This window comes from Microbacterium sp. BE35 (assembly GCF_031457705.1).
Taxonomy (GTDB): domain Bacteria; phylum Actinomycetota; class Actinomycetes; order Actinomycetales; family Microbacteriaceae; genus Microbacterium; species Microbacterium trichothecenolyticum.
In genome coordinates this window covers 1,062,445-1,080,528 of the sequence record NZ_JAVDXD010000001.1, presented here as the reverse complement: position 1 = coordinate 1,080,528, position 18,084 = coordinate 1,062,445, and the positions used below count along the sequence as shown (strand labels likewise).

23 protein-coding genes and 1 riboswitch are annotated in these 18,084 nt (G+C 67.9%); of the genes, 13 read left to right on the top strand and 10 right to left on the bottom strand.

What is annotated here, in order from left to right; genetic code table 11:
• Position 1 precedes the first annotated feature (1 nt).
• Entirely contained in the window at positions 2–241 is a 240-nt protein-coding gene (thiS, locus tag J2Y46_RS04765; protein ID WP_310240583.1) for a sulfur carrier protein ThiS, read from the bottom strand.
• Positions 238–1,422 carry a glycine oxidase ThiO gene (thiO, locus tag J2Y46_RS04760; RefSeq protein WP_310240581.1) on the bottom strand — a complete coding sequence of 395 codons (1,185 nt, stop codon included), beginning with the start codon at positions 1,420–1,422 and terminating at the stop codon, positions 238–240. The genes thiS and thiO overlap by 4 nt, the downstream gene beginning before the upstream one ends.
• Before the next feature lie 60 nt (positions 1,423–1,482).
• Here thiO and thiE point away from each other — a divergent pair, with 60 nt between their 5' ends.
• Entirely contained in the window at positions 1,483–2,130 is a 648-nt protein-coding gene (thiE, locus tag J2Y46_RS04755; RefSeq protein ID WP_310240579.1) for a thiamine phosphate synthase, read from the top strand.
• Between the two features lie 58 nt (positions 2,131–2,188).
• Here thiE and thiC read toward each other — a convergent pair whose 3' ends face one another.
• Together thiC and J2Y46_RS04745 are read right to left on the bottom strand one after the other, a co-directional pair.
• Positions 2,189–3,922, bottom strand: coding sequence for a phosphomethylpyrimidine synthase ThiC (thiC, locus tag J2Y46_RS04750; RefSeq protein WP_310240577.1), 1,734 nt, complete (start codon positions 3,920–3,922; stop codon positions 2,189–2,191).
• Positions 3,921–4,029: riboswitch (TPP riboswitch) on the bottom strand. (Overlaps the previous gene by 2 nt.)
• A 67-nt stretch (positions 4,030–4,096) precedes the next feature.
• Entirely contained in the window at positions 4,097–4,639 is a 543-nt protein-coding gene (locus tag J2Y46_RS04745; RefSeq protein WP_310240575.1) for a TetR/AcrR family transcriptional regulator C-terminal domain-containing protein, read from the bottom strand.
• Between the two features lie 146 nt (positions 4,640–4,785).
• Between J2Y46_RS04745 and J2Y46_RS04740 the strand changes: the two genes are divergently transcribed.
• The 6 genes from J2Y46_RS04740 (at position 4,786) to J2Y46_RS04715 (ending at position 9,327) form a co-directional block, all read left to right on the top strand.
• Positions 4,786–5,430 carry a biotin transporter BioY gene (locus J2Y46_RS04740; protein WP_310240573.1) on the top strand — a complete coding sequence of 215 codons (645 nt, stop codon included), beginning with the start codon at positions 4,786–4,788 and terminating at the stop codon, positions 5,428–5,430.
• A 113-nt stretch (positions 5,431–5,543) separates the two neighbouring features.
• On the top strand, positions 5,544–6,518 hold the full coding sequence (locus J2Y46_RS04735) for a class I adenylate-forming enzyme family protein (RefSeq protein ID WP_310240571.1): 975 nt from the start codon (positions 5,544–5,546) through the stop codon (positions 6,516–6,518).
• Positions 6,508–7,632: a thiolase family protein gene (locus J2Y46_RS04730; protein WP_310240569.1), complete on the top strand. Its 1,125-nt coding sequence runs from the start codon at positions 6,508–6,510 to the stop codon at positions 7,630–7,632. The genes J2Y46_RS04735 and J2Y46_RS04730 overlap by 11 nt, the downstream gene beginning before the upstream one ends.
• Positions 7,629–8,312 carry an ABC transporter ATP-binding protein gene (locus tag J2Y46_RS04725; RefSeq protein ID WP_310240568.1) on the top strand — a complete coding sequence of 228 codons (684 nt, stop codon included), beginning with the start codon at positions 7,629–7,631 and terminating at the stop codon, positions 8,310–8,312. The genes J2Y46_RS04730 and J2Y46_RS04725 overlap by 4 nt, the downstream gene beginning before the upstream one ends.
• Positions 8,306–8,914, top strand: a complete 609-nt coding sequence (locus tag J2Y46_RS04720; RefSeq protein ID WP_310240567.1) for an energy-coupling factor transporter transmembrane component T — start codon at positions 8,306–8,308, stop codon at positions 8,912–8,914. The genes J2Y46_RS04725 and J2Y46_RS04720 overlap by 7 nt, the downstream gene beginning before the upstream one ends.
• Entirely contained in the window at positions 8,914–9,327 is a 414-nt protein-coding gene (locus J2Y46_RS04715; RefSeq protein ID WP_310240565.1) for a CHY zinc finger protein, read from the top strand. Before J2Y46_RS04720 ends, J2Y46_RS04715 begins: the two co-directional genes overlap by 1 nt.
• Here the strand turns inward: J2Y46_RS04715 and J2Y46_RS04710 are convergent.
• Positions 9,297–9,755, bottom strand: a complete 459-nt coding sequence (locus J2Y46_RS04710) for a hypothetical protein (protein ID WP_310240563.1) — start codon at positions 9,753–9,755, stop codon at positions 9,297–9,299. The genes J2Y46_RS04715 and J2Y46_RS04710 overlap by 31 nt on opposite strands.
• 132 nt (positions 9,756–9,887) lie before the next feature.
• Entirely contained in the window at positions 9,888–10,256 is a 369-nt protein-coding gene (locus tag J2Y46_RS04705) for a hypothetical protein (RefSeq protein ID WP_310240560.1), read from the bottom strand.
• Between the two features lie 184 nt (positions 10,257–10,440).
• Between J2Y46_RS04705 and J2Y46_RS04700 the strand changes: the two genes are divergently transcribed.
• Positions 10,441–10,788: a hypothetical protein gene (locus J2Y46_RS04700; RefSeq protein ID WP_310240558.1), complete on the top strand. Its 348-nt coding sequence runs from the start codon at positions 10,441–10,443 to the stop codon at positions 10,786–10,788.
• Positions 10,785–11,447, top strand: a complete 663-nt coding sequence (locus tag J2Y46_RS04695) for a DUF6036 family nucleotidyltransferase (RefSeq protein WP_310240557.1) — start codon at positions 10,785–10,787, stop codon at positions 11,445–11,447. The genes J2Y46_RS04700 and J2Y46_RS04695 overlap by 4 nt, the downstream gene beginning before the upstream one ends.
• Before the next feature lie 55 nt (positions 11,448–11,502).
• Here the strand turns inward: J2Y46_RS04695 and J2Y46_RS04690 are convergent, their stop codons facing one another.
• The 3 genes from J2Y46_RS04690 to J2Y46_RS04680 all read right to left on the bottom strand — a co-directional run bounded on the left by J2Y46_RS04690 (position 11,503) and on the right by J2Y46_RS04680 (position 12,708).
• Positions 11,503–11,757 carry a helix-turn-helix transcriptional regulator gene (locus J2Y46_RS04690; protein WP_310240555.1) on the bottom strand — a complete coding sequence of 85 codons (255 nt, stop codon included), beginning with the start codon at positions 11,755–11,757 and terminating at the stop codon, positions 11,503–11,505.
• Between the two features lie 160 nt (positions 11,758–11,917).
• Positions 11,918–12,367, bottom strand: a complete 450-nt coding sequence (locus J2Y46_RS04685) for a MarR family transcriptional regulator (RefSeq protein WP_310240553.1) — start codon at positions 12,365–12,367, stop codon at positions 11,918–11,920.
• Positions 12,368–12,573: 206 nt separating this feature from the next.
• Positions 12,574–12,708 carry a hypothetical protein gene (locus J2Y46_RS04680; RefSeq protein ID WP_310240551.1) on the bottom strand — a complete coding sequence of 45 codons (135 nt, stop codon included), beginning with the start codon at positions 12,706–12,708 and terminating at the stop codon, positions 12,574–12,576.
• Positions 12,709–12,746: 38 nt separating this feature from the next.
• Here J2Y46_RS04680 and J2Y46_RS04675 point away from each other — a divergent pair, with 38 nt between their 5' ends.
• Both J2Y46_RS04675 and J2Y46_RS04670 read left to right on the top strand, forming a co-directional pair.
• Complete coding sequence (locus J2Y46_RS04675; protein WP_310240550.1) at positions 12,747–13,328, top strand: GNAT family N-acetyltransferase; 582 nt, start codon at positions 12,747–12,749, stop codon at positions 13,326–13,328.
• A gap of 348 nt (positions 13,329–13,676) precedes the next feature.
• A complete protein-coding gene (locus J2Y46_RS04670; RefSeq protein WP_310240549.1) occupies positions 13,677–14,525 on the top strand; it encodes a metallophosphoesterase in 849 nt (282 codons plus the stop codon).
• A 25-nt stretch (positions 14,526–14,550) separates the two neighbouring features.
• On the opposite strand, the gene J2Y46_RS04665 is transcribed toward J2Y46_RS04670, so the two are convergent.
• Complete coding sequence (locus J2Y46_RS04665; protein WP_310240547.1) at positions 14,551–14,970, bottom strand: hypothetical protein; 420 nt, start codon at positions 14,968–14,970, stop codon at positions 14,551–14,553.
• 147 nt (positions 14,971–15,117) lie between these two features.
• Between J2Y46_RS04665 and J2Y46_RS04660 the strand changes: the two genes are divergently transcribed.
• Positions 15,118–16,200, top strand: coding sequence for a hypothetical protein (locus tag J2Y46_RS04660; protein ID WP_310240545.1), 1,083 nt, complete (start codon positions 15,118–15,120; stop codon positions 16,198–16,200).
• Complete coding sequence (locus J2Y46_RS04655) at positions 16,197–17,879, top strand: hypothetical protein (protein ID WP_310240543.1); 1,683 nt, start codon at positions 16,197–16,199, stop codon at positions 17,877–17,879. The genes J2Y46_RS04660 and J2Y46_RS04655 overlap by 4 nt, the downstream gene beginning before the upstream one ends.
• Positions 17,880–18,084 lie beyond the last annotated feature (205 nt).

Here is an 18,084-nt window from a genome sequence, read left to right as displayed (position 1 = left end):
TTCAGCCTCCCTGGGTCGCGCTGACGATCTCGACTGCATCTTCGTCGACGAGCTCCTCGTGGACCCATGCTGCTCGGGGGATCACGACGGAATTGATTGCGACGGCGATGCCGAGCGTGGTGCCCTCGGGGACGGTCCCGTCGGGGGCGACACGGACACCCAGCATCCGTTCCACCAGGTCGGCGACGCACATTCCTGTCGATGCGGAGTGAGGTTCGCCGTTGACGGTGATCATGGTCATCGATGGGTCCTTTCTGCCGGGAGACCGGCCCGGGTTCGTGTGAATCGATCGGGGCGGAACGCGTCCCACCGCTGGTCGGTGCGGTCGTCGATGAGTCCGAGTGCGATGTCGGCGGCGAGCGGGGCGAGCAGCACTCCGTGCCGGAAGAAGCCGGTCGCCACGACGAGCCCGGGGATCGTGTCCCCGTCACGGCCTCGGACGCGTCCGAGGAGGGGTGCGTTGTCGGGTGTGCCCGGTCGAGCGCGCGCTGTCGCCTCTACGAGCGTCAGCTCGGTGACGACGGGCAGCACCTCTTGCGCGTCGCGCAGCAGCCGGTGCACGCCACCCGCGGACACCGCATCCATCCCGTCCTCGCGCTGCGTCGCACCCACCACCAGGGTGCCGTCGGCGCGGGGCACCAGGTAGACGCTCTCGCCGTGAACCAGAGCACGCACGGTCGTCGTGAGAAGCGGGCGGAACCGACCTGGCACCCGCAGCCGGAGGATGTCGCCGTAGACCGGCCGCAGTGGCAGTTCGAGCCCCTCGGGGAGTCCGTCGATCGTGCCGGCTCCGACGCCGTTTGCGAGCACGACCTCGGCCGCGCCGAGCGTCGTCCCGTCCGCCAGCCGTACTCCCACGACGCGGGAGTCGTAGTCCGACGTGTCGTGGTGCAGCAGGGAGACCGCCTGTTCGCGGAGGACGCCAACGTTCCGACCTCGCCCCGCGGCGTTCGCGAGCCCGCCGATCAGCTGGGCTGCGAGCATCCGCGGGTCGATCTGATGGTCGCCGGGCACGCGGTAGGCGCTCGTCACCCGGGGACCGAGCAGCGGTTCCCGGGTGCGCGCCTCGCGGGTCGTCAAGGGCTCGACGGCAAGCTCTGCGCGTCGATGGGCGGCGTGCAGATCGGCGAGCGTCTGCCGGTCGCCGTGGTCGACGCCGACCAGCAGCGTCTCCGTCCGGAGGTAGCCCGTCGCACCGTCGATGGGCGCGAGTGCCTGCACGAAGCCGGGGTAGCGTGCCGCGGATTCCCGCATCGCCGGCAGCAGCGCGTGCTCCTGGTGGTGGTACTCGCTGACGGGTGCAAGCATGCCGGCCGCCGCATGGGTGGCGCCCTGCGCGGGTGCCGAGTCGATGAGGCGCACGGAACGTCCGGTCTGCACGGCCCGCCAGGCGATGCTGAGCCCGATGATCCCGCCGCCCACGACGAGCACATCGACGGTCGGCCGGTCAAAGCCCCGAGGATCCGTCGCTACGCTGGGCCGATGTCCATCGCTGCCGCACGTCTCTACCTCTGCACCGACGCCCGGGCCCGCCAGGGCGATTTCGCGGATTTCGTGGACGCTGCGTTCTCGGGCGGGGTCGACATCATCCAGCTGCGCGACAAGACCCTGGAAGGTGGCGAGCAGCTCGAGTTCTTGAGCATCCTCGCCGACGCGGCAGACCGCCACGGCAGGCTCTGGTCCGTCAACGACCGCGCCGACATCGCCCACGTCGCCGGCGCCCCCGTGCTCCACCTCGGCCAGAAGGACCTCCCGGCCCGGCTCGCCCGCAAGATCGTGGGACCCGAGGCGATCGTCGGCCTGTCCACCCACACCCCGGCGCAGGTCGACATCGCCGCCGACGCGGACGATCTCGACTACTTCTGCGTCGGACCGGTCTGGGCGACCCCGACCAAGCCCGGCCGCGCCGCCGTTGGGCCGGAGCTCGTCCGCTACACGGCGAGCATCTCCACGACACGCCCGTGGTTCGCGATCGGCGGCATCGACCTGACGAACATCGACGAGGTCGTCGCAGCCGGGGCCGAGCGTGTCGTTGTCGTCCGGGCGATCACCGAGTCGGATGACCCCGCCGACAGTGCGCGGCGACTGCGCGCCGCACTCCCCGCGACCGTGTCGGCCGCGGCCGCCTAGGACCTCATCCTCGCCTCCGACGGACATCCCGTCGTTCGGGTGAGCCATGCGTTGGCCTTCAGGGCTGACGGAGGGCGGGCGCGGGCACGTACACCTTCCCGCCGGATTCCCGGAATTCCGCTGATTTCTGCGCCATGCCGGCGGCCCGCGCGCCGTCGCCCGCGAGCCCGAACTCGTTGCGGATGTCTTGCGAGATCCGCATCGAGCAGAACTTCGGACCGCACATCGAGCAGAAATGCGCGGTCTTCGCCGGCTCGGCCGGCAGCGTCTCGTCGTGGAACTGCTCCGCCGTCACCGGGTCCAGCGACAGCGCGAACTGGTCGCGCCACCGGAACTCGAACCGCGCCTTCGACAGGGCGTCGTCCCGCAGTCGGGCACCGGGATGCCCCTTCGCCAGGTCGGCCGCATGTGCCGCGATCTTGTACGTGATCACCCCGGTCTTCACGTCGTCGCGATTCGGCAGCCCGAGATGCTCCTTCGGGGTCACGTAGCAGAGCATCGCGGTGCCGTAGCGGGCGATCTCCGTCGCCCCGATCGCCGACGTGATGTGGTCGTAGCCGGGCGCGACATCCGTCACCAGCGGTCCCAGCGTGTAGAACGGCGCACCGTCGCACAGCTCCTGCTGCCTCTCCACGTTCTCCCGCACCAGATGGAACGGCACGTGCCCGGGTCCCTCGACCATCACCTGCACGTCGTACTCCCAGGCCCGCTTCGTCAGCTCGGCGAGCGTGTCCAGCTCGGCGAACTGCGCGGCATCGTTGGCGTCGGCGATCGACCCCGGCCGCAGCCCGTCACCGAGCGAGAACGCGACGTCGTACTGGGCGAAGATCTCGCAGAGCTCATCGAAGTGGGTGTAGAGGAAGTTCTCCTGGTGGTGGGCCAGGCACCAGCCGGCCATGATCGACCCGCCCCGTGAGACGATTCCCGTCACCCGGTCGGCTGTCAGCGGCACGTACCGCAGCAGCACTCCGGCGTGGACGGTCATGTAGTCCACACCCTGCTCGCACTGCTCGATGACCGTGTCGCGGTACACCTCCCACGTGAGCGCCGACGCGTCGCCATTCACCTTCTCCAGCGCCTGGTAGATCGGCACCGTGCCGATGGGCACCGGCGAGTTGCGGACGATCCACTCGCGCGTCGTGTGGATGTCGTCGCCGGTCGACAGGTCCATGACGGTGTCGGCGCCCCACGTGGTCGCCCACTGCAGCTTGGACACCTCCTCGGCGATCGAACTGGTGACGGCGGAGTTGCCGATGTTGGCATTGATCTTCACCAGGAACGCCTTGCCGATGATCATCGGCTCCGACTCGGGGTGGTTCACGTTGCTGGGGATGATGGCGCGCCCGGCGGCGACCTCGGCGCGCACCAGCTCCACGTCGCAGTCCTCCCGCAGCGCGACGAACCTCATCTCCGGCGTGATCATCCCGCTGCGGGCGTAGTGCATCTGCGTGATCGTGCGCCCCGGCTTGGCACGCCGCGCGGCCCGCTTCTCACCCTTCCATTCCGCGGATGCTGCGCCCCGGCGCACTGCGGAACGCCCATCGTCCTGCAGATCCCGGTCGCGACCGTCGTAGCACTCGGTGTCCTCGCGTGCGGAGATCCACTGCTCCCGCAACGGCGGGAGCCCGCGCACCGGATCGCTGCCCGGACCCTGGGTGCGGTACACCGTCACCGGCGCGCTGACCGACCCGTCAGGAGACGGCTCCAGCGCGATCCGGTCCACCGGGACCCGGATGTCGTGTTCGGTGTCGTGCAGGTGCGCGAGAACGCGCGATGAATGGACAGCTTCCATGGAGGCGACTCCTACTTCCTTCGCCGGCATTACCCGGACAGGTTCGAACGGTCGCAGGCCGCGTCAGCCCGATCTCAGCCCTTGCGAGGGCACCCGTGTGGATAGCGCCACGCTACCGCATTCGTGCGAGGCGATCGGACGGAGGGCTGCGCGAGGAGTGCTGACGTTGTGAGATCAGCCGCGGATGCGACGCGACTCCAGTCCGCCGACGAGGAGGTCGACGCCGAAGGCGAACTCGGCGTCCGAGGCGCCCTCCTGTCGCTGATCGTCGATCTGGTCGCCGTGGACACCCAGCGCGCGGTACTGCTGCCGTTGCTGTTCATGCTCAACATGACCGAGCACGAAATGAAGCAGGACTGTGGTGGCCCGCTGGACAGATTCATCGTCGAAACCGCCAGCAGTGATCGCCGCCGCCAGGCTGTCCTGCGCCGCCTGGGACCCCAGGCCGAGCGCGAACGTGCTCGTCACCAGTTCGGCACCGTCGCGGTGAGCGAGCATCGCAGCACGGAGCGCGAACGCTTCCGTGCGGACGCGCGCAGCCCAGTCCCCCTCCGTCGATACGGCGTGCATCTCGGCGACGATCCGGTCGGCGAGCTCTGCGAGCAGGCTCTGCTTGTTGGGGAAGTGCCAGTACAGGGCGCTCGGCTGCACCTCCAGCGCGGCCGCAAGGCGGCGCATCGTCAGGTCGGGCAGGCCGTACTCGTCGAGGATCCGCATCGCGGCGCGCGCGACCTCGTCACGGGTATGACCCCGATGTCCTCTCGCCGACCCCATCACAGCACTCTACTGAACAGCGTTATAGTGAACACTGTTCAAGTGAACGTCGTTCAGGATCACCGTATCCGTCGAAGGGACCTCGTCCGATGGCCAATCCCCCCGAATCCTCGCTCGCCCCGCAGACCGGCGTCCGCACGCTCGACGCGACCGCCTTGGCGCGCGTCGCCGTGTTCGCCGCGATCATCGCCGTGCTGGGGCTGCCCGGCGGCTTCACGATCCTCGGGTCAGTGCCGATCACCGCGCAAACGCTCGGCGTCATGCTCGTCGGCGCCATCCTCGGCCCGTGGCTCGGCGCGCTGTCGGTCACCGTCCTGCTCGGCCTCGTCGCGGTCGGGATGCCGCTTCTCGCGGGTGGACGCGGCGGCATCGGCGTCTTCTTCGGCCCGTCCGCCGGGTACCTGCTCGGGTGGATCGCCGGGGCCATCGTGATCGGACTCATCGTGCTCGCCGGCGGACGCAAGCCCACGACCTGGCGCACCCTGCTCGGCGTCGTGGTCGGCGGCATCCTCGTGGTCTACGCGTTCGGCATCCCAGTGCAGAGCCTCGTCACGCGCCTGCCGCTCGTCGAGACGGCCCTGATGAGTCTTGTGTTCGTGCCCGGCGACCTGGTGAAGGCCGTGCTGACGACGGCGATCGTGGTGACGCTCGTGCGCGCCTACCCACGGGCATTCCGCCGCGACTGGACATCGAGGTCCAAGACGTTGGACAGTGACCGCGCGCTTGTGTCGTGATTGTCCCGGTCCGCGGAGATGCACCAGATCTGATCAGGCGGGTGCGGCGGACCCGGGATGCCGGTGACGTGCCGCTCGTCTGTGACCCCCGGTGGTCACGCGCTCAGCGAGAGTTGGCGCTGGCCGCGGTGGCGCAGGCGGGTGCTGCGGAGAATGTGGGCTGGGCGACCCTGACATCGGGCAGCAGCGGCCGGCCGCGAATCGTGTTGCGCAGCGCGTCATCGTGGTCGGATTCGTTCGCGACGGTGGCGGATCTCCTGCGGGCGGGCCCGAAGGATGCGGTGGCGTTGCCTGTTACGCCGGCGTCGTCGCTCACGCTGTTCTCGATCGCCCACGCGTTGGCTGGCGGCCCCCGGGCATCACTGGGCGCCACCGGTGTGACGAGCGCGACGTGTCTGCACGGTACGCCGCAGGCGTTGCGGACATTGCTGGACGCGGGCGTCCCGCCGCGGTTACGGACCGCGCTCGTCGGCGGTTCGCACCTGGATGCGGCGCTGCGGGAGCGTGCGCGGGGCGCGGGGGTGGAGGTGATCGGGTATTACGGTGCGGCGGAATTGTCGTTCGTCGCCGTCGACCGGGGGGACGGGTTGCGGGCGTTCCCGGGGGTGGAGCTCTGCGTCCGGGAGGGCGAGCTGTGGGTGCGTTCGCCTTTCGTGGCGGCGGGGTACGCGGGTGCGCCCGGACCGCTCCGGCGGGATGGCGAGTGGGCGTCGGTCGGGGACCGCGCCGAGCTCGTCGACGGTCGGCTGCGTCTGCTCGGCCGCGCCGACGACGCGATCCTGAGCGCCTCCGCCACCATCGTGCCCGAGGAGGTTGAGGAGGTGCTCCGCGCGGTCCCGGGCATCCGCGACGCCGTCGTGTTCGGGTTGCCGCGAGAGGGGGTCGGCGCCCTCGTTGCCGCGTTCGTGGAACTCGACGGTGGCGCCGCGGTGGGCCTGCGTGAGGTTGTCGCGGCGCAGTTGGCTCCGGCGCACCGCCCGCGGCTGTGGTACTCCGGCGAGCTTCCGCGCACCTCGTCGGGCAAACCTGCCCGTGCCGAGGCGATGCGCCGTGTTGTGGATGGCGAGGTGTCGCGGCATGTCCTCTGATCGCGCACCCGTGATCGTCGCTGCCCGTCGCACACCCATCGCCACCCGCGGCAGGGCACTCAGCAGGCTGCCCGTGGGCGTACTTGGCGGTGCGGTGATCCGTGCGGCGTTGGCGGATGCGGAGGAAGTGACCGGATCACCGGTCGTGGTGGCCGACGTGCTGCTCGGTAATTGCATAGGTCCGGGCGGCAACCCGGCCCGGGTCGCGGCCCTCGCAGCCGGGCTTGACCCCTCGGTCCCGGGCGGCACCGTCGACCGCCAGTGCGGCAGCGGCCTCGCCGCGGTGCTGGACGCGGTGGCCGCGATCCGCGCCGGGGACGACCGGGTGCGGGTGGCCGGTGGTGTCGAGAGCCCTTCGACCGCGCCGGTGCGCAGTGTGGGGGGTGTCGCGTACGACCGGGCGCCGTTCGCGCCCGACGGCTTCCCCGACCCCGATATGACCCGCGCGGCCGAGGACCTGGCCGCCCACGACGGCCTCTCGCGCTCCCGGCAGGACGCGCACGCGGCCCGCAGCCACGCGCGGGCCCGGGCCGCCATCGCCGAGGGGCGATTCGACGCCGAACTGGTTCCCCTGGCAGGGCTTCACCACGACCACTCGATTGGCGAGGCGGAGCCACTGCTACCACGGCTGGCTCCCCTGTTCCCGGGCGGAACGGTCACCGCCGGCACCTCGACCCGCATCGGTGACGGCGCGGCGGCCGTGGTCGTCGCGGCCGCCGGTACCGGCCCGGGACTTGCCGTGCGCGCGGCCGCCGTGGTCGGATGCGACCCTGCGCTTCCCGGCATCGGCGCGGCCCCCGGCATTCATTCCGCCCTGCAGGCAGCCGGTGCGACCGTCGCCGATGTGGTGGCGTTCGAGATCGTCGAGGCGTTCGCGGCGCAGAGCCTCGCCGTGCTCGACCGGATCGGCGTCGCCGACGACGACCCCAGGGTCTGTGCCGACGGCGGCGCGCTCGCGCTCGGACACCCGTGGGGCGCCAGCGGCGCCGTGGCTCTGGTGCGCCTGTTCAGCAGGCTCGTGCGCGCCGGCCTGCCGGCGGGCACGCTCGGTGTCGCCGCTGCGTCGGTCGGCGGCGGACTGGGGATCGCGGCGGTCGTCGAGGTGGTGCGATGACGATCCGGCTGGACGCCGTGAGCCTCCGGCTCGGCGAAATGGACGTTCTCCGAGACGTGTCACTCGACCTCGATGCGCGCACCGTGGCGGTCATCGGCGAGAACGGGTCGGGCAAGTCGACGTTCGCCCGGCTGCTGGGCGGCCTGGTCCGTCCGACCGGCGGATCGCTGAGCATCCTCGGCCTCGACTCCGCTCGCCACGCGGCGGAGCTCCGCCGACGCACCGCGCTCGTGTTCAGCAATCCCGACGCGCAGATCGTGATGCCCACTGTCGCGGAGGACGTCGCGTTCTCGCTCCGCGCCGAACGGATGCCTCGGGCCGAGGCCCGCGAGCGGGTCGAGGTGGCTCTCGAGAGGTTCGGTCTCATGGCGCTCGCCGAGCGGTCCGCTCATGATCTCTCCGGAGGGCAGAAGCAGCTGCTCGCCCTGTGCGGCGCGTTCGTCCGGCGTCCGGACCTCGTGATCGCCGACGAACCGACCGCCTACCTCGACGCCCGCAACGCGCGGCTCATCGCGGACCACCTGATGGCCGACGCGGGCCACCGGCTGATCGTCGTGACCCACGATCTGAACCTCGCACAGCGCTGCGAGGCGGCCGTGCTCTTCGCCGAGGGCCGGGTCGCGGCGCTCGGCGACCCTTCCGCGGTCATCGCCGAATATGAGGCGATCCTGCGATGCTGACGCTCTACCGTCCCGGCGACGGCCGGCTGCACCGGATGCCGGCCGGTCCGAAGACCCTGCTGTTGCTCGTCGTCACGCTCGGGGTGCTCCTCCTCCCCACGGCCTGGTGGACGGCCGGAGCGGCAACCGCGATCAGCGTGACGGCGTACGCGGTCGCGGGGCTCGGCGACGGCCGCTGCGGGATGCGGGAGCTCGGCCGTCAGCTGTTCGCCGTGCGCTGGGTGATCGTCCTCACGGTCGCGGGGCAGCTGTTCTTCCTCGGCCCGGAGCTGGCGGTCGCGAACACCGCCCGGGTCACGGCGTCGCTGGTGCTGGCAGGACTCCTCGTCCTCACCACGCGCGTGAGCGATCTCCTGAACGCGTTCGAACGTGGCCTGCGGCCGTTGCGGTCCATCGGCGTCGACAGCACGCGCGCCGCGCTCCTGCTGACCGTGACGCTCGGCACGGTTCCCGTGCTCGCCCGCCTCGCCGGCGAGGTCCGCGACGCCCAACGAGCGCGCGGCGCCCGCGCCAGCCTGCGCACCTTCGTCGTCCCGTTCCTCGTCGTCTCGCTCAAGCACGCCGACCAGCTCGGCGACGCCCTCGCCGCCCGGGGCACGTGATGAGGCCGGAGCGCCCCCGCGTCTTCGGGCCGGTGGTGGATGCCGAGACCCGCTGCATCCACTACTCCACACCCTTGGACGTCATCGCGATCAGGTTCCGCTGCTGCGGCGAGTTCTACCCCTGCCACCTCTGTCACGCGGATACCGTCGACCATCCGGCCGCGCAGTGGGAAGCCGGCGCAAAGCACGAGCGGGCTGTGCTCTGCGGCGTCTGTGGGTACGTGCTGACGATTGAGGAGTATGCAGGCGTGGAGACCTGCCCGTCGTGTGCCACGCGATTCAACCCCGGGTGCAAGCTGCATTGGGAACTGTATTTCAGTCGGCGCCACATACGAAGACAAGTACGGGCAGCCGCTAAAGCCAGGTGTCTGACTGTCCTCAATCAGCGGAGCGCCTCGACCCGTGACCGCTGAGCGACGGCCGCAAGCCGCTGCGGGAGGCTGGGGAAGGGGCCGTCGTACGCATCTGCAAGGAATAGGCGGACGAGGGCCCCATCGACTCGTACGGTGAAGTCCGGCAGAACCCGGGTGACGCCCTCGACAACGACGATGCGTCTGGGCAGTCCGTCGCGCTCTTCGTCGGAGAGCTCACCGAGCGCCGGGAAGACAATGCCGAGCATGAACTTCCGCATTGCGGCCTCCTCGTCGATGCCACGCAGAGAGAACCGCCACCCCTCAGCCCACCGTTCGAGGAGGCCCTGCGCCTGGGGGTCGCGCAGGTCGCCGCCATCTCCGATGTTGAGGATGATGTCGCCGCAGTTTGGAACGATACGGCGGTCGTGCACCACGTCGTCTTCCCAACTGGCAGTGGCGTCGAAATGGATGCGGCGAATGCGGTTCATATGTCTCTCCGGATCGGCCGTTGCCCGTTGCAACGGCGTCAAGGAGGTACATGCACGGTTAAGGGTGCAGTTCTGTGACACTTCGTCGCGAAATTCCCAATGATCTGGAGTTTGGTTGGGACGTAACAATCGCTATTTGGGGACGTGAACGTACTCGTATGGCCATCCGACGATGTCCTGCAATCGGGCCCGTTGGAACGGGTTCAGATCTGTCGCGCTCTGCTGCTGTTCGATCCACGCGAGGTGCGCGGCAGTCACGCCCTCGTCAGGCGCCTCAGGTAGTTGGCCGAGGAGGTAGGCCAGCCGGCCGACCTGAATGCTCATCGCCGCCCATCGCTCCGGCTCGTCGGTCGGTTTCACGCCGTCAATGAAGACCGCGTCGAATGCCTCGAAGAACTCGAGTGACGCGCGTTCGTCCGCGGTCAGGCTGGCTTCGGGCCGCAGCAGCAGCGAACCGAACTCAAGTGCCTTGCACAGCGACGGGGATGAGAAAGTCTCCATACCCGCTCCATGCGCGGGCCGTGTCCGGGCGAGTGCCCTCTCTCCCGACACAGCTGTGCGCACGATGATTTCCGAGCGCAGGCCGCCTGGTGAGCCTCCGCCATGGCGTGCGAAGGTAGCATCGCACCGCACGTCACCACACGCCACGTGACGTGCCGTTCAACCCACCGCGCATAGGAGGCGTATGTACGTCCCGCCTGTTCGCCATGACCGTAAGTACTTTGTCAGCCTCGCACTGCACGAGGCCGTCCAACGCCATCTCCATGAAGACCCGGAGCGGGTCATTGAGCTGGGTGTTGCTGGAGCGCTGCACGTGCGCCCTCATTCGCGCGGAGGCGCTCGCGATCTCGTCGATGAGTGGATCACCCTTCTCCAGTCCCGAGACATCGAATCGATCGATGCAGTCTTGACCGGCGACGACGAGCATGCAGTTGAGATGCGGAACATCGCAGTGTTCTTGGGTGTGCTCTCCGAAGAGGAGCGTCGATCCGTGCTCGACGAGGTGTATCGCCGCGCGGAGTACGCGAAATGATCCGCTCCGAGCTCGAGCACGCGATCCGCGCGGCGGCACGGATCATGCAAGCCAACAGCATCATCGTCATTGGGAGCCAGAGCATTCTCGGCACATGGAGCGAGGACGAACTCCCACCGTTGGTCACCGCGTCTCCCGAGGTGGACATGATGCCGCTGAGCGACGACGACAGTGAGGCGCTCGCGCGCCGCCTGGATATCGCTGGAGAGTGGAGCGCTTTCCATCAGGCCCATGGGTTCTACATCGACGGTGTAGGTCGTTCCACCGCGACCCTCCCGGGCGGCTGGGAAGAACGACTCGTGGACGTCGAGGCCGTCGACTTCGACGGCGTGCGTTCCTTCGGTCTGTGCCTGGATCCGCACGACTTGTGTGTCGCGAAGGTCGTCGCGCATCGAGAGAAGGACCGGGCGTTCGTGGATGCCCTCATCGTGGCCGGGCTGATCGACCCGGAGGTACTTCTCGAGCGACTTACGGTCACCGAGCGCATCGACGGGATCTCACTGGACTACGCGTACGGCTGGCTCCTTGACCGCGTTGGAGCCAATGCGAGCACAACCGCTTCTCAGGGTCCCACCCGGTCGCCCGGGTGGGAGCAGCCGCGTGACCAGCGGGGACGCTTCGAGCCAGTTCCGCAGAGCGAACCAGAGATTTCGCTCTAGCAAGAAGCGACGGCTGGATTCCCAGACTCGATGCGGGGCGACCTTACGTCACCAGCTACAGCCCGGCGTCGGCGAGCAACTCTGCGACCGTGATGTTGAGGATGCGCGCGATCCCACTCAGCGTCGACATCTTCGGGTTCGACGGTCCGGGCCGATCTGTCGCCCCCGACCCCTTCCCGAACTCGATGAGCTGGAGCTGATTCTTCGTGATTCCCGCTTGGAAGGCCAACGACTCCTGAGACAGCCCGCGCTCGGTGCGGAAGCGCCGGACACTCGTCCCCAGCCGGGTCGCGCTCTCCTGATCCCACATCGTTTTCGAGCATCCCTGTTGGACATGTCTAACAACACCCTACGGGTACGGCCTGATGCAGATGCAACGCGATGGCGCAATCAGACACGCCTACCGTCGCACCTCACACTCGCGACACGTCGGCGCGGGAGGGGAAGCTCGGCTCCTACCGCCACGAGGGTCAGCGCAGGGTGGGGAGACGCGTGTCGTTGACGGCGCGCGTGAGCGCGTCCGACCACATGAACGTCATCACTTCGATGCGCCTGACAACCCGGAGAGACCCCGGCAGGCGGTGCCGGAGATCCTGGAGCAGCGCGTCCGCAACGAGGCGCTCGATCGCGCGACTCGCCGTGGTCGGGCTGACGCCCGCGCGCACCGCGACCGCGCGTGCACTTGGCAACCCCTCCTCAGCATGCAGCAGCGCTGCCAAGATTCGCAGTTCCGTCGAACTGCGCTCGGAGCGGGGAGTAACACCGCGCATGGCGATCAGCGCATCGACAACCTCGACCGGGACCGACCTCGAGTAGCCCCGACCGACACGCGGAACACCGGCCGCGTCAAGGAGGGTGTGCGCGGTCGGCAGGGACACGCCGAGGCGGCGCGACAACTCGACGGTCGAGATGGTGTCCATTTTCTTATTCTAGCTGGAACGTGACAAATCCCAGGTTGATCGTGCTTTTCATGCGGACGTGGTCAACATGCAATGCCGAGCCGCTCCCTTAAGGAGGGGTACCGCCTCACAAGAAGCGGGCCCCACAGGAAGACCAGCGCATGAAAAGCACGAACCACGTTCGCTCGCTCCGGCAAAGAGCTGCCGGACGTATTCCCAGATGCCGTTCACTCCCGTTGACGGTCCGCGGAAGCCCGGCACATCTGTTCGACGACCGAGGGCGCTTCCACCGGACCACCCATGAAGTGCAGGAAGTCGTCCAGCTTCCAGGCCACCGACACATTCAATCCCTTGTTATCCATACGCCCCTTATGCGCGGCACACAGAAAGAACACACACCATGACTGAAACCATCTACCTCCGCGGTAACCCGAAGTTCGCCAGCGAAGACGTGAACGATTTCTTCGAGCAGTTCGGATACGGACGGCCGGTGTCACCCAACGACGTAAACGGGCACATCACCGCCGTCGTCGTCGATGGCAACTTTGTCGGCGCCGCGTACGCTGCGGCAGCAACCTCGATCGTCGATGACCTCTTCTTCGCCGGCCGAGGAATGGAGGGCGTGCTCGCAGCTCTCCACGTCCACGCGCTCGAGGCCCTCGCTCTGCTGCCGGAGCATCGTGGAAACGGTCATGCCGCCGCTCTGGTCGAGTCGATCGCCGCCCACGCGCGCGACGACTTCGGCGCGGACCACCTGCTCACCCGCATCGACCGCGATGACCACGCCGGCGAGCAGTGGTGGACCCGCCGGCAGTTCCGGGTCTGCGCCGCGGACGAGGCTCTCGCGGTGAACGGCGTCCCGCTCTCGCGGGCAGACGGTTACCTCGACTCCTGGCGGCCCCTCACCGCAACGCCGCGTACGGAGCTCACCGTCGTGCCCGCGGCCCCGGCGCTGCCTGGCTCGAGCCGCGGCGGCTACTGAGGGTGAGCGCCGCACCGCAGTTTGCGGCCTGATGCAGGAAGGCTAGAGCCGCCGGTCGACCCGGCGGCTCTAGCCGTTCCGGTACCCCGACGCGGTCCACTCGACCGAGTTGCTCCGCACCCAACAATGCCCTATCTGTACGGCCTGACTAATATGGTCTAGGATCGACGTCCGGAACTTCTGCGTCTGAGCGGAGGGGGCGGGCATGTCTGCTGTTTTCAGTCCAGCGACCGCGGCGGTCGAGGTGCGGAGTCGCCGCCGACGTCGATATGCGGGCGCGGATCTATCGCATCTCCTCCGTGCATCTGTGCTGGCGCCACATCTGCAACCGCGTCGTTGCGGGTGCTCATGGTGGCGATGACCGCGAGGGAAGTGGCCACCACGTTCGACCTGCCCGACACGTCTGTGGTCGTCGCGGGCGACTGGCATGGCAACCAGGACTGGATCGGACTTGCCCTTCCTGCGGTTGCGCGCGCCGGCGTCCGGACAATGCTCCACCTCGGCGACTTCGGATTCTGGCCAGGAGAGAGCAATCACCTGCTGAAGTCCGTGGACTATTGGGCGTCCCGCAAGCGCGGACATCCCGGCGTTGACCGGATCCTTGTCACCCCTGGCAACCATGAGGATTGGGGCGACCTCGATCGCGTGTTCGCCGAGGCGCCAGGATCCGTGGTGCGAGTCAGCGATCGCGTGTGGGTGCTGCCTCGCGGCTTCCGGTTCACGATCGGAAACCGCAGCTTCCTCAGCTTCGGTGGTGCGGCCAGCATCGACTTCGCCGCCAGGGCGGCCGGCAAGACCTGGTGGCTGAGCGAGATCGCGACGGTTGTGGAGGCGGAGCAGGCCGCGTCCAGCGGCGACGTCGATGTGCTGCTCACCCATGATGTGGGCCGCGTCCCAGGCTTCCGGGTAAGGAAGACAATCGCGCGCCGGGCCGGCGATTGGAGTCCGACCGCGGACGTGTACGCCACCTACAGTCGCTACCTCGTGGACTCAGTGGTGTCGGGCACCAACCCACGGGTGCATCTGCACGGGCATTACCACGTGCGCGATTCGGCCACGGAGGCACTGCGAGGGACCGAGCTTGTTCAGGTGGAATCGCTCGCCATGGATGGTCAGCCGGGCAACATGGTCGTGCTCGATCTCGTCATCATGTCCGCTACGGACCTCGACCCATGGCGACGCGTGCCAGCGCTGTAGCAGCGAAGCTCTACCCGGGCCGCGCTCAGCGCAGCGGCGGCCTTGCCTGCGCCCGCGCCGGCGCCTGCGGTGCGAAGTCAGGCTTCTGCGGTGAGTCAGCGTCCGCCCAGGACGCGAGATACGCAGACATCTGTCTCGCGATGAACGGGAAATGCCCTGCCCAGAACGCAAGGTCGGTGTACGTGGCGGTCGTCTCGCCTCGCAGCACTCGACGCTGGCGGTCCACACTCAACCCCGGAGCGTCAGGAACCGAGGCGAGGAACTCAGCCGGCGTCACCCCGCGAATCCCAAGGGCGTCGCGAATCCACCGCGCCAGGAAGTGCTGCAGGATCGCCGCGCGATACCTGGGGTCAGCCGGATCGACACCCTCGGCCGGTTCGATCGAGCGGCTCACCTTCCCGAAAGCGCCTCGCTGCGCCACCATCGTGCGCGGCTCAAACGCCATCCCAGCCCGATACGCCACGTGCTCATTCCCCCCTTGGCCACTGCCCTCCGGTGCGGATATTCCAGTTTGCGATGAGATTTTCTCGTTTGTGCTGAATTCTAGCCGTACTCGGCCTGCTGCTGGCCGGCGGGGCGCACAGGAGAAGGCGTGAGTAATGAAACCAACCTCCTGTACATCAACCGCATCGTCCGCTGGGGCGACACCGACTGGGCGCGTAGCTTCGCCGAACTCCTCATCCAGTTCGTCGGCCTGTTCCGTGACCCGAACCTCCCGCGCAAGGTCAGCAAGGCGCTCGCCCGCTGCAGTTACGCCACCCTCCCGCCTGCTGCACGCGCGCTCATCCTGACCAGGCCGCTGACGGACGATCCCATGGACGACCCGGCTGTCGACAGCTTCATCCGCGACGCGGTCACGCTCGCGGCGCCGCACACCGCGTACGCCGCGAACCTGTTGATGACGCGCACGTCCCACTTCGTTGTCTGGTGCGTGCGCGATCAGGGCTGGCCGCTGGATGCGGAGGTGATCTGGAGTGTCCGCGCGATCAACCTCTACGTCACGACCGCCCATGAAGGCCTGTCTGAAGGCACACGCCGCAACTACCGCGCGCTGCTGACTCGCATCAGCGAAGTCCTCCTGCCCGACCAGTACCCGGAGCGCGTGACACCCCTGAGCCACAAGCATTCCGCGGAGCCTTATACGCGGGACGAGATGGAGGCCTTCCGAGAGTGGGCAGGAAACCAGCTCACGCCGCAGAAGCTCGATCGGGCAATGCTGATGCTGATCCTCTGCGCCGGCGCCGGTGTGCGTCCGAACGAAATCCCGCTCATCCGCCACGAGCACGTCACTGTCGACGATGCCGGCATCGTCATCGTTGTTCACTCCGAGGACGTTCCGCGGGAGGTGCCGCTGCTCGCGGAGTGGGAAGAGTGGATGATCGCCATCCTCGAGCGACGCCCTCGCGAAGAGTCGTTGTGGGGCCCGGTGAACCGACGCACCACCCACAACCTCACCTCCAGCTTCACCGAAAGGTCGCACGGGCACCCTCCGCGGGCGGACCGGCTTCGTCAGACCTGGCTCCAGCACCACCTCGCCGCCGGGGTGCCGATGAAGGACCTATTCCGCGCGGCCGGGCAGAAGAAGATGAACCACCTGCCCGAACTCCTCGAGCACATCGAGTACCGCGACCGCGCGGACTTCCGCCGCATCTTCCGTTCGGAGGAGAACGCGTGACCCCGCAGCAGGAAGCCGCGGCGGAGCTGTTCGACAACCGCATGCAGGAAGCCACCGGCTACACCCTCGAACAGTACGAACGGGTCCGCGCCGTCGGCCCGACCTCCCTTGCGCACGTGCAGCTGTACGGTCGCCTCGTCGACGAGTCCGGTGCCGTCGAGGCGATCGAGAAGTGGGCGGCCGAAGACCGCAAGTCGAACGCGGGCCGCAAACCCCACATCCCCTTCCGTGCACTCCTCATCCTTCATCTCATGCACACCGATGCCGGCAGCAACCGCTACCACGACGTCGCCAAGACGCTGTTCGCTCGGCTCACCCCCGAGACGTTCACCTACCTCGGCATCACGGTCACCGACGGCACCCAGCAGGAGTGGTACATCCGCTACTGGCGCTCCCTGAACCGCCTCCTCGCGCTCACCAGCCCGTGGGACGTCCCTCGAAACACGTTCCTCAGTGCGGAGGCCTACCGGCGAGCGCTCGATACCTACAACCAGGAGCGGCGCGACCGGATGGACGAACTCATGAACCGCCTCCTCCACGCTTCAGTGCGGCGGCTGCCCGCTGCGATCCGCGAAACCTATCGCGGGAACATCGCCCTGGACGCGACCCTCATCCCCATCACCGGGCGCCCCAACCCCCGAGTCACCAACCTCGATCGCGAGCGTTTCAACCTTGATGCGATGAGCGGCCCCTACACGCGCGACGGCAACCACCAAGGCAAGGGAAAGCGCAAGGATGAGGCCGGCTGGGAAGCTGAGACCGTCGTCACCGTCCCGAACGCCCCCGGGCAGTCGGACAGCTTCCCGGTCCTCACGACCGGAATCACGCTCCATGTCCCCGGGAAAATAAAACACGCTCCCCTCATCGTGGTGAAGTTTCACGCACAGCTCTTCGACGAGCGCGGGTATCTGATGGTCGACCGTGCCTACAACGGCCTAAAGCCCCACCGGTTCCAGAACCCCACCCGCATGATGGGGTTCCGCAACCTCTATAACTTCAAGTACCAGAAGAAGGCCACAAGTGGAAAGCAGGGCGCGATCGAAGACGCGATCCTCGTCGACGGCTGCCTTTACGTGAAGTGGATGCCCGAAGCGCTCATCAACGCCAGCATCGACTTCAAGGCCCGCCGCATCGACGAAGACACCTACAACGCGCGACTCGCCGCCAGAACCCCGTACCGTCTCAAGGAGCACGGACGTCCGGACCACGAGGGCCGGCAACGGTTCACCTACCCCGATGTCAGCAAGCTGATGTGCCTCGACCCCGCCACCGGCAAGCCGGTCAAGCCCCGGCTCACCTCAGGCAGCATCACCCTGCACCCGGACAGCCGGGAGTCCATGACGATCATCAAGAACCTGCAGGCACACGAATTCCGCAGCAAGAAGTGGACAGAGTGGTACCACCTGCGCAGCCACGTCGAAGGCAACAACCGGTACGTGAAGGACGACGCACACGCCAACCTCGGCGCCGCCGACAAGCGCCGCCCGCGCGGCTATGCCTTCCAGGCCCTCGCCGTCGGCGCCGCAGTCGCTGTGTCCAACATGCGCCGCATCGTCACGTTCCTTACGGACGCCGCGAAGCAGGTGCTCACGACCAAGCAGCTTCGCGCCCGTCGCCGGCGCGACGAACACGGCAACCGCCTCGAGCACCCCTCGACGGCCACGCAGCTGCAGATGTAGCGCAAGCGTCCACCCCGAACAGAACACAAACTCGAGCAGCCCCGAAAGGGGCTACTCGTGTTGGGTCGGTGGGTGGCGAGCGCCGATCTGTGGCCAGAAGCGACCAACTCCGGGCGAAAACGAAGGAGCCGGTCGGAGGTTTTGACCTCCGACCGGCTACTTTCCGCAATTTAGTGAGAACCGCTGCTCGTATTAACGAACAGGG